Origin of the sequence: Bartonella bovis 91-4, assembly GCF_000384965.1 — a bacterium.
Taxonomy (GTDB): Bacteria; Pseudomonadota; Alphaproteobacteria; order Rhizobiales; family Rhizobiaceae; genus Bartonella; species Bartonella bovis.
Map to the genome: position 1 here is coordinate 1,288,425 of NZ_CM001844.1, position 11,142 is coordinate 1,299,566.

Annotated in this window: 6 protein-coding genes; 1 reads left to right on the plus strand and 5 read right to left on the minus strand. The window is 45.4% G+C overall.

Going from position 1 to position 11,142, the window contains the following annotated elements; all coding sequences use genetic code 11:
- Window positions 1-2,656 precede the first annotated feature (2,656 nt).
- Complete coding sequence (locus BBBE_RS05580) at window positions 2,657-3,400, plus strand: creatininase family protein (protein ID WP_010701562.1); 744 nt, start codon at window positions 2,657-2,659, stop codon at window positions 3,398-3,400.
- Between the two features lie 45 nt (window positions 3,401-3,445).
- Here the strand turns inward: BBBE_RS05580 and BBBE_RS05585 are convergent, their stop codons facing one another.
- The 5 genes from BBBE_RS05585 to BBBE_RS05605 form a co-directional block, all read right to left on the minus strand.
- The gene (locus tag BBBE_RS05585) at window positions 3,446-3,961 is read right to left on the minus strand and encodes a hypothetical protein (RefSeq protein ID WP_010701563.1); all 516 of its coding nucleotides are present in this window, start codon (window positions 3,959-3,961) and stop codon (window positions 3,446-3,448) included.
- The gene (locus tag BBBE_RS05590; RefSeq protein ID WP_010701564.1) at window positions 3,928-4,296 is read right to left on the minus strand and encodes a hypothetical protein; all 369 of its coding nucleotides are present in this window, start codon (window positions 4,294-4,296) and stop codon (window positions 3,928-3,930) included. The genes BBBE_RS05585 and BBBE_RS05590 overlap by 34 nt, the downstream gene beginning before the upstream one ends.
- A gap of 72 nt (window positions 4,297-4,368) precedes the next feature.
- Window positions 4,369-4,716, minus strand: coding sequence for a hypothetical protein (locus tag BBBE_RS05595; RefSeq protein ID WP_152023206.1), 348 nt, complete (start codon window positions 4,714-4,716; stop codon window positions 4,369-4,371).
- Window positions 4,717-5,017: 301 nt separating this feature from the next.
- The gene (locus tag BBBE_RS05600) at window positions 5,018-10,042 is read right to left on the minus strand and encodes an autotransporter outer membrane beta-barrel domain-containing protein (RefSeq protein ID WP_010701566.1); all 5,025 of its coding nucleotides are present in this window, start codon (window positions 10,040-10,042) and stop codon (window positions 5,018-5,020) included.
- A complete protein-coding gene (locus BBBE_RS05605; protein ID WP_010701567.1) occupies window positions 10,015-11,046 on the minus strand; it encodes a hypothetical protein in 1,032 nt (343 codons plus the stop codon). Before BBBE_RS05605 ends, BBBE_RS05600 begins: the two co-directional genes overlap by 28 nt.
- Window positions 11,047-11,142: the final 96 nt, after the last annotated feature.

An 11,142-nucleotide genomic window follows, 5' to 3' on the forward strand; every position in this document is an offset into this window, starting at 1 on the left:
CCCTCACCCCATAACTCCCAGCCCCCGTAAACGTCACCGTCCCCCCATCATCTCCAACGTNTCAGCCTGCATATCCACCCCCTTCTTGAACCCCTCAATCGCCACCTTAGTCAACTCCACCGTCCCCGTCCCACTTCCCTGCACCCCAAAATTCCCCCCACCCCCACTCCCCGTAATCGACCCCTCCATCATCTTCACCGTCGCCCCACTTCCCGATACCATTATCCCCGTCCCCCCATCCTCAACCGTAATCTTCGACTCCCCCATCAACTTCACCGTCCCCTTATTCGCATGCACCCCCATTTTGAACCCCGACACCTCTATCTTATTCAACTCCATCGTCCCATTCTGCACATCCACCCCCGTTCCCGTACTCCCTGCCCCACTCCCTCCCTTAATATTTAACATCACCACATTCGCAGTCCCTCCATCCCCATCCATCTGTATCCCATCAGCCCCCTTTCCATTAACAGTCATCGTCACCATCTCCCCCGCCTTCCCCACTCCCATCACACTCGCCTTTCCCGTCCCCTCAATCTTTATCCCCGCTTCATCATTATTAAAAGTCACATTCCCATTCAACGTCACCATCCCCCCATTATTAACCTCCACCTTCTTAATCTCCACCCCATCCTTCAACAACGTCACCGCCCCCCCATTCTTCACCTGTACCCCCTCAAACCCCTTCAACACCCCATTCAACGTAACAGAAGACCCTTGACCATCAACCACTATCTCCTTTTTTATCGTCGCCTTCGTAACATCAACCTCCTCCACCAACGTCAGCTTCCCTCCACCATACACCTTAATCACCGGTAGACTACCACTCTTTCCACTCCCATTGATAACCTTCAGTGTTTTCCCTATCGTAATATTCGTCCCCGGCCCCGTTACCGTCACAGCAGCTTCCTCAGAGCCCCCACCCTTATTCATATTTATATTTATCTCATTACTACTAATACTATTCAGCGTCTTTGTCCCACTGCTACTATCACACACAATCGGCTTATTATCATCACTAACAGTACCAACAACACCACCACTCCCACAATTATGTGCTTGAGCATACGCCTTTGAAGTATGAGACGTTATAAGAGCAAGCCCAGCCATAAGAGCGGTTGAGACAACACATAAATAAACATGATGCTTAAAAACACAACGCATAACCATAACCCACATGTTCCCCTTTAACCTGTCAGGTTAAAAGAGACTAAACTATTCTAAAAAAAGAAAACTAAAACTAAACCATACTAAAATGGCTTAAACCCCATAAAATCCTCCCAACTCTAACCCTTACCTAAAAACATCATACCCTAAGAAAACACTCTTAACACCCACAAAGCCAAAACACACATCTTCAAACAACAAACAAAACACACATAAAATCAAAACATCAAACAAAGCGCCTAGACCTTAAACCATGACCTAAACCCATAAACAAAAAAATCTCTAAAACTAATAAATACGCTAAAATATACAAAATCTAAAACATATAAAAAACAAACACCTCTCCATCTCTACAAAGTTATCAAGAACACAATCTTATAACAAAGGAGTGGAACAACTTAGTTACCTACATGCATTTATTCGGCTTTTAAAACACTTTATGAATAGCAAAATCTGATAGTCCTTAAAGATTCCAACTGCTCACTATGCTATAAAATATGCTCAGTAACTTATTTACCCACCGGGAGGATACTTGCACAGCATAATTGACAAGGAAAAAACATGGAGAATTATATCTCGAATGTTCTATCTATGGGATACTTAAAATCAATAGATTGTTTGGGAAAAATGAAATTGCAACGAAATATATTATTTATACAAATTGAGAGTAAAGAGCCGCCCCATTTTTCTCAAACAAACCAACCTCTTCAAAACCATATCTCCATCTTCCGCCAATTGGTTTACAAACGATCTGCAAGAATGGGTGATCCTTTTCAGTTTTTGATCTTTCTCCTCCAAACCCCATTCTCACTTGTAAAACCGCAAAAGTAGAAATAAGGATTTTGCTCTGTTCTTAAAAAAAATGTTGGCCAACAAAAAGATTAGAGAAAATATCATAAAAAACCATCTTAGATGAAAATAAAAATTGCTGCTACTCATGATCCATTTGTAAGAGGGCACAGCGTCTCGCTTAACTAGCCATGCATTCAAGTTAGTCTGATTTGATTATGATTTCAATGAAAAAACAGTAGCATAATGCAATGAAAATGATAACCTAAAAATTGATTTTTTTGAAACAGAAATAAATAAAACAACAGCTTTTCCAACTTATGGACAAGTCAGATGATGCACAGATCAATATTAACGCTAGTACAGTTATCAGCACTATATATTATAATTTTAAAAGTCTACTTCTGATCAGAAATTAATTCTGAAATTGTTTTTTGTTTTAAAGATATATGTTCATCTGCTTACGAATTTAATATATGTTCATCTTAATTTAATTACCGTATTGATATAATTAGAGTGGTCATTGTTATGTGTTAATTGATGGTTATAATAATCAAATTTCATACCACAATAAAACCTTGATCAAAGGTCGAGTAAGTGGTTTGTCTTTCTTACACATATAAATTAAAATCTTAAAAAAATAAACTCCATCATATTATACACTTTACAATCTATTTACTCTCTATTTGATAATGAATTTATGATATCTGATACACTTTCCCTCGCTCTTTTGCCTTTAGGTGCTCATGAATATCATGGAAATCACCTTCCCTTTGAAACTGACTGGATTATTGCTGAAGCTTTTGCAAAAGCGCTTGTTTCGCAAATAAAAGGGCAATTTCATATAAAACTATTACCGGTAGAAAAGATTGGCTATTCTATAGAACATATGGATATTCCTGGCACACAAACACTCACCTTTTCTGATGCCATAGAACGCTGGATCAATATCGGTGAAAAATGCTACCGTAATGGTATCAAGCGTTTTCTTCTTCTAAATGCTCATGGAGGCAATTCTCCTTTAATGAGTATTGTCATCACTGAATTACGAAAACGATTTTCAATGCTTGCAGTAGCAACAAGTTGGCATCGGTTTGGTCTACCGGAAGGCTTAATAGAGCCATCTGAGCATCACCTCGATATCCATGGAGGATTTGTTGAAACTTCCTTAATGCTCTATTTAGCCCCAGAAAAAGTACAGATGGAACAAGCAGAAAATTTCTATAATAAGCAAGCTGATATGATCGCTAATTATCAGTATTTGCGCGCCTATGGACCTCATGCATTTGGGTGGACAATGCGTGATCTTAACCCCCAGGGAGCAGCAGGAAATGCAAAGAAAGCGACACCCCAAGCAGGTGAAGCAATTTTTTCTCATGTTCTTTGCGGACTTCTTAACTTACTTGAGGATATCAATCAATTTAACACAAGTATATTACAATGATAAAGACACAAAATACACCCTAAGATAAAGTATTCTGTGGATGTTTCAGAGGAGCGAGCATTTTATAATTACTAAAATAGTGCACCCCCGTTTACGTAAACGTATAAAAGTAACTATTTTCCTATTACTTTTTCTGTTTTGTCCCACGAAAACATTTAAAACATCCACATTCGTTATCTCCAACGTCTTCCCATCCATCCACACCCCCTTTCCACTCCCCTCTCCTGTAATCGTCACCTTTGTCAAATCAGCCGTCGCCTCACCCGACGCCTTCACCCCATGCCCAGCCCCCTCAAACGTAACCGTCCCCTCCATCATCTTCACCGTCGCCCCACTTCCCGATACCATTATCCCCGTCCCATTCGCCTCAACCGTAATCGTCGACTCCCCATTTATCTTCACCGTCCCACTTTGCGCATTCACCCCCATTTTGAACCCCTCAATCTCCACCCCCATCAAAGTCATCGTTCCCGTCTCATTCTGCACCCTCACCCCCATCCCCCCACTCCCCACAATCTTCAACCCCATCACAGTAGCATCAATCTTCCCCGCCCCATCCATCTGTATACCATCACCCCCACCCCCGTTCCATTAACAGTCATCGTTACCGTCTTCCCACTCCCCATCCCCATCACACTCGCAGTTCCCTTATTCCCCTCAATCTTTATCCCCGCTCCACCAACACTATTAAAAGCCACATCCTTCATCAACCTTACAGTCCCTCCCCCATCATTAATTTTCACCTTCATCCCCTCAATTCCCTCCACTCCCTTCTCAAAAACAACCATCCCCTCATTACTAACCTTCACTTCCCCCCTCTCAAACCCCTTCAACACCCCATTCAACGTAACAGAAGACCCTGACCCATCAACCACTATTTCCTTTTTTATCTTCACCCCCGCCCCTCAACATTAACCTCCTGATTCAACATCAGCTTCCCTGCATTGGACACCTTAATCACCGGTAGACTACCACTCTTTCCACTCCCATTCCCCGTAACCTTCAGCTTCTTTAATATCGTAATATCTGCCCCATCCTTCACCGTCACAGCCCTCACCAGAGCCCATATCCTCATCCATATTTATCTTTATCTCCTCCCCACCACCACTAATACTACTCAGTATCCTTGTCACACCACCATCACACACAATCGGCTCATTACCACTAACAACTTTAGCACCACTACCCCTACTCCCACAATTCTGGTCTTTAGCATACGCCTTTGAAGTATGAGATGTTAGAGCAAGCCCAGCCATAAGAGCGGTTGAGACAACACATAAATAAACATGATGCTTAAAAACACAACGCATAACCATAACCCACATGTTCCCCTTTAACCTGTCAGGTTAAACGAGACTAAACTATTCTAAAAAAAAGAAAACTAAAACTAAACCATACTAAAATGGCTTAAACCCCATAAAATCCTCCCAACTCTAACCCTTACCTAAAAACATCATACCCTAATATAAAACACTCTTAACACCCACAAAGCCAAAACACACATCTTCAAACAACAAACAAAACACACATAAAATCAAAACATCAAACAAAGCGCCTAGACCTTAAACCATGACCTAAACCCATAAACAAAAAAACTCTCTAAAACTAATAAATACGCTAAAATATAGAAACACAGCTAATCATAGTCACTTGAGCATTTTGAACAGCAACTCCTGTGCTAACCTTTTTCACATTTGTACCAATCAACCAGGCCCGTCCCCCATTTGCTATTTTTATTCCTTGAGCTTTTCCTGTATCATTTCCGTTAATTATTACACCTACTGCTTTAAGTTTCGCACTTTTTTCCTCAACCATGATGAACTCTGTATTATTATTACTGGTGGAGTTCATTTGCACATTACTTAAAAGGACTCTTCCCCCCTTCATCTTCAGCCCATACTCTCCCCCAAAATTAATCACCCCATTTTTCATCCACAACGACCCGTCTTGAATGGTTATTGCCTCTTTTACACCTGTTATATGTGAGTAATCGAGCATCACATACCCACCATCAGTCACATGAACACCCTGTGTTTTATTATTTCCAATGACCATAACCTTTATAGCAGCAAAATTTGCACCTTTACCTTTGACTTTGATGAAGTTTGTAGCCTGAGCGTTTTTAGTTGCCTTGCTACCCTCATATTTCATAATCACCCCCTTTAACAAAGCATACCCCGTATGGAGACTAATACCGTGCTCTCCGTTAAACGTCATCCACCCTTTTTTCATAGAGAATTCCCCATTAGTAACAGTCACCCCATTGCTCACCTTGCTAAAAATCGCATTTTCTAACACGACCCTTCCCCCATTAGTAACAGTCACCCCATTGCTCATCTTGTTAAAAATCGCATTTTCTAACACGACCATTCCCTTGTCAATTACCCTTATCCCGTGCGCCTTTTCATTTCCATTGATTCTGATGCCCCTACCTCTAATCTCTGCTAAATTTTTAGCATTTCCTGCACCATAGACCGTTAAGAAAGTACTGTCTGGATCATTCCCCGTATAAGTCATAATAACACCATTTAACAAAGCATGGCCCTGATTAAGATAGACTGCGTACTCTCCCTTAAAATTGATCTCCCCCCCCTCCATATGGACAGCACCTTTTGTGATAGCCATTCCATTGTAGATGTTTGTATAAGTTGGCCTAATCAACACGACCCGTCCGCCGTCAACTACCCTCATTCCCTGCCCATAACCATTTCCATCGATCGTGAGATGTGATGCAACAACCACAGCATTTTTTTGTACTTTACCCGTCTTTTCCATAGCATTTGTAGTGTCCTCTCCCACAATCCTAATGAATTCAGCTTTGTTGTTGTTACCCGTATAAGTCATTTTGACCGCTATTAAAGCAGCCATACCCTGGTTAAGATAAACACCGTAATCTCCCTTAAAATTGATTTCCCCTCCCTCCATACGGACACTTCCGTCTGTAATCGTCATCCCCTTATGAACACCTTTCAAGTTTGTACCAGTCAACCACACCCGTCCGCCGTTATTTACACTCACCCCCTGCCCATTGTCTGTAGTGCTCGTGATAATTATATCCTCAGCGATAACTATCCCACCCTTGACCTTAATGAAGTCAGCTGTTTTGTTGCTACCCATATAAGTCATTCTGACATTTTTTAAAGCAGCATTTCCCCCTATGAGATAAACCCCGTAATATCCCTTAAACCCAATCTCCCCTCCCATCAAAATAGCATTCGCCCTATTTTTCACCCACACCCCCGTTATGACCCCCGAAATATTCACCCCCATCATCGTCATCTTCCCCTCACCCCCTACATTCACCCCCGTACCCTTATCATCTTGTCCTGTAATGCTGACACCATTTAACAAAGCATTTCCCCCTATAAGACTGACACCGTAATCTCCATTAAAAGCCACCGATCCCTTGTGCATTATCAACTTCCCACTTATCACCTCTACCCCCTTATCAACCTCTGAAATCTTCACCTCCTTCATCATCAACGTTCCCATCCCCGTTGCATACACCCCCGTACCTTCATCACTAGGACCTGTAATTCTGACATCATCTAACAAAGCCTGCCCCCTTGTGAGACTGACACCACGCTCTCCCATAAACCCAATCTCCCCTCCCTCCATATGAACAACCCCATCTTCGACACTCACCCCCTTATAGACATCCCTCAACTTTGTATCAACCAACCACACCGCTCCCCCATTAGTCGCCTCTACCCCTGTTCCAACCTTTGACATCTCTCCCCCTTTTATCGCCACTGTTCCCATAATTGCCTTTACCGCCACCTCTGTCTCATAACCTTGCCCTGTAATGCTAACACCATTTAGCAGAGCATCTCCCCCTATGAGACTGACACCGTAATCTCCATTAAAAGCCACCGATCCTTTGTGCATCATCAGCTTCCCATTTATCACCCACACCCCCGTTATGACCCCCGAAATATCCACCTCCTTCATCATCATCACTCCCACCCCATTCTGCATAATCACCCCCGTACCCTTATTACTAGGTCCTGTAATTCTGACATTCTTTAAAGCAACCCCACCCTGTTTAAGACTGATCCCATAATCCTTCTTAAACCCAATTTCCCCTCCAAACATGCGGACAACCCCATTTTCGACACTCATCCCCTTATGAACATCTCTTATATTTGTCCCGAACAGATCGATCCTTCCCTCATTAAGCTTGATACCCTCTTGTCCTGTTCTATTTCCCTTGATAGTGACCGCTATTAAAGCAGCCCCACCTTTCTTGAGATAAACCCCGTACTCTTCCTTAAACCCAATCTCCCCTCCAAACATACGGACAATCCCTTCTGTAATCGTCATCCCCTTATGAACATCTCTTATATTTGTCTTGAACAGATCAACCATTCCCCCACTAAGCTTGATACCCTCTTGTCCCTGATTGTTTCCCTCGATTTTGACCCCTATTAAAGCAGCAGTGCTCTTTGAGAGACTGATACCATACTCTCCCATAAACCCAATTGACCCTCCTTTCATCGCTAGTATCCCCCCCGTCACCTCCACCCCCTCACTAACATTTGAAATATTCACCCCACTCATCCCCAATGTCTTCCCATTCATAACCACCCCCTTACTTCCCATCCCAGCCCCCGTAATCCTCGTCCCCTTCAAAGTAGCCGTTGCCTCCTTCCCCACATATACCCCCACTCCATATCCTTTAAACCCACTATTCGTAACCGTAATCGACCCATCCTTTATCTTCAACGTCCCCCTTGACCCCCACACCCCCTCACTAACATTTGAAATATTCACCCCACTCATCACCAACGTCCCCGTTCCATCCATAATCACCCCCGTCCCACTCCCCTCTCCTGTAATCGTCGTCCCCGTGACAGTAGCCAGCGTCACCGATTTCCCCACCCCTATCCCATAATTCCTGTCCCCACTCGTAAACGTAATCGACCCATTGGTCATCGTCAACTTCCCATTAGTCGCCTCTATCCCCATTGCTACATTTGAAATATTCACCCCAGTCATATCCAACGTCACCGCTTTCGACCCCGTTGCATACACCCCCATCCCACTCCCCTCTCCTGTAATCGTCGTCCCCGTGATAGTAGCCGTCGCTGTTCCCCACACCCCTATTCCGTAATCTTTCTTAAACCCAATCTTCCCCTCCTTTATCGTCAACGTTCCACCCTTCTTCGCTTCCACTCCCACTCCAACATTTAAAACATCCACATTGGTCATCTCCAACGTCTTCCCATCCATAATCACCCCCTTACTTCCCTCTCCATTTCCACCCGTCCCACTCCCCGTCCCCACAATCCTTACATCCGTCAAACGAGCCGTCACCTCTCTCCCCACCTTCACCCCATAATTCCCGGCCCCATTGTTAAACGTAATCCTCGAGTGCCCATTTATCGTCAAATTCCCCGCTACTGCCTCTACCCCCATTTTAACCTTTGAAATCTGCACTCCACTTATCGTCACTGTCCCCTCCTTCATCCACACCGCCTTCTCAACATTTGAAATCGTCACATCAGTCATCTTCAACGTCTTCGAACTCTCCATCCACACCCCCTTCCCATCCCCACTCCCCGTCCCCGCAATCGTCACACTCGTCAAAGTAGCCATCGTCACCCCATTCTTCACCCTCACCCCATAATTCCCGCTCCCATTGTTAAACGTAATCGTCGAGTTCCCCTTTATCACCAACGTCCCATTAATCGCCTCCACCCCCATTGCGACCTCTGAAATCGTCACCCTCTCCATCACCATCTTCACCGTACTCCCCATCCACACCCCCTTACCCGTCCCCCCACTCGTCCCCGTAATCGTCGTCCCCGTGATAGTAGCATTCACCGATTCCCCCACCCCTATCCCATAATTCCCCACCCCATCTTTAACCGTAATTGTCGTCCCCCCACTTATCTTCAACGTCCCCTTTCCTAACATTCTTATCCCCATCCCCACATCTGTCATTGTCCCCCCACTTACCGTCAGATTCCCACTTGTCACCTCTATCCCCACCTTAACCTGTGAAATATCCACATTGATCATATTCAACGTCTTCGAACTCCCCACCCTCACCCCATAATTCCCGTTCCCATTGTTAAACGTAATCGTCGAGTGCCCCTTTATCACCAACGTCCCATTAGTCGCCTCCACCCCCATCGCAACATCTGAAATCCGCACATCAGTCATCGTCATCGTCTTCGAACTCCCCATGCTCACCTCTACCCCCTTACTTCCCTCTCCATCCCCATCCCCCTTAATCGTCACATCCGTCAAACGAGCACTTGTCACCCCACTCCCCACCTTCACCCCATAATTGTCCCTCCCACTCGTAAACGTAATCGACCCCTTGTTCATCACCAACGTCCCCGTCGCCTCCACCCCCATTGCGACCTCTGAAATCGTCACATCAGTCATCGTCATCGTCTTCGAACTCCCCATCCACACCCCCGTTCCCTGCCCATCCATTCCCCTAATTGTCGTCCCCGTAATAGTAGCATTCGCCGTCCCCTCAATACTAAGCCCCTTCCCATTTCCATTCCCCTTAAACCCAATTGACCCATTGGTCATCATCAACGTCCCCTGCTTTACCCACACCCCTGTCCCAACATTTGAAATCCGCACATCATCCATATTCAACGTCCCCGCCCCCGTTGCATACACCCCACTCTCAACATTTTTTTATCTCCCCCCCCCCTTATCATCATCGTCCTCGTACTCTCCATCCACACCCCCTTACCCGTCCCACCACTCGTCCCCTTAATCATCGCCCCCGTGATATTAGCCACCACCCCACTCCCCACCTTCACCCCATGCCCAGCCCCCTCAAATGTAATCGTCGTCCCCTCATTCACCATCAACGTCCCACTTCCCATCATAGTTATCCCCGTCTGCACCCCTGTCATCGTCCCCCCACTTATCGTCAAATTCCCACTTGTCACCTCTACCCCCACCTTAACCCCTGAAATCCCCACCTCCGTCAACGTCATCGTCCCCGTCCCATCCTTTATCATCCCCGTCCCCTGTCCACCCTTTCCCTTAATCGTCACATCCGTCAAATTAGCCATCGTCACTCTATCCCCCACCCTCACCCCATACCCACTTCCACCCGTAAACTGAATCGTCGTTCCCCCACTTATCGTCACCGCTTTCGCCCCCATCACCTCCACCCCCATCGCAACATTTGAAATATTCACCCCTGTCATATTCAACGCCCCCGTTGCACCCACTCCCGTACTCTCCATAATCACCCCCGTCCCCTGTCCACCCTTTCCCGTAATCGTCACACTCGTCAAATTAGCCATCTTCACCCCATTCTGCACCTTCACCCCATAACTCCCGCTCCCACTCTCAAACGTAATCGTCGTCCCATCCATTTTCAACGTTCCCGCCCCCGTTGCATACACCCCACTCTCAACATTTGAAATCTCCCCCATATTCATCGTCACCGCTCCCGTCCCCACCACATATAACCCCATCCCCTGTCCACCCTCTCCCGTAATCGTCACACCCATCAAATTAGCACTCTCCGCCCCATTCTGCACATGCACCCCATAATTCCCCCTCCCACCCGTAAAATTAATCGATCCCTTTATCATCTCCAACTTCCCCTTCTGCACATCCACCCCCACCTTAACCTTTGAAATATTCACATTGGTCATCGTCATCTCCCCGTACTCCCCATAATCACCCCCTTACCCTCCCCATTTCCACCTCCCACAATCTTCGTCCCCATCAAATTAGCCGTCCCCGTCCCATCACCT